Annotated in this window: 1 protein-coding gene; it reads left to right on the top strand. The window is 42.6% G+C overall.

Annotation, left to right across the window (positions count from 1 at the left end; all coding sequences use genetic code 11):
* Nucleotides 1–13 precede the first annotated feature (13 nt).
* A partial coding sequence (locus ACRHOZ_RS20970; RefSeq protein WP_431130226.1) for a hypothetical protein occupies nt 14–272 on the top strand: 259 nt, incomplete at its 3' end.

Genomic DNA, 272 nt, shown 5'->3' with positions numbered 1-272 from the left:
CTATTTAAAATCCATGGAAATCGGGAACCATGAATTGGCCTTGGTGGCAGCCAACAAAATGATTACGGGTTTCCCCAATAAGATTCAACCTTATCTGGATGTGGCCAAAGCGCAGGAAAACTTGGGTAACCATCAAATGGCCTCCAACCTTTACAATGCTATTTTGGATGCAAGTGCCAATCCCAAGGTAAATTTTCTAGGCTTGGAAAAACTGGTGGGTGCGGATTTAAGGTATTTGGTCAATCAGGAAGGAAAACACTTGGATATAGCCA

The organism is Flagellimonas flava (assembly GCF_050617915.1).
Classification (GTDB): Bacteria; Bacteroidota; Bacteroidia; order Flavobacteriales; family Flavobacteriaceae; genus Flagellimonas; species Flagellimonas flava_A.
This window is presented reverse-complemented; position numbering and strand designations above follow the sequence as displayed.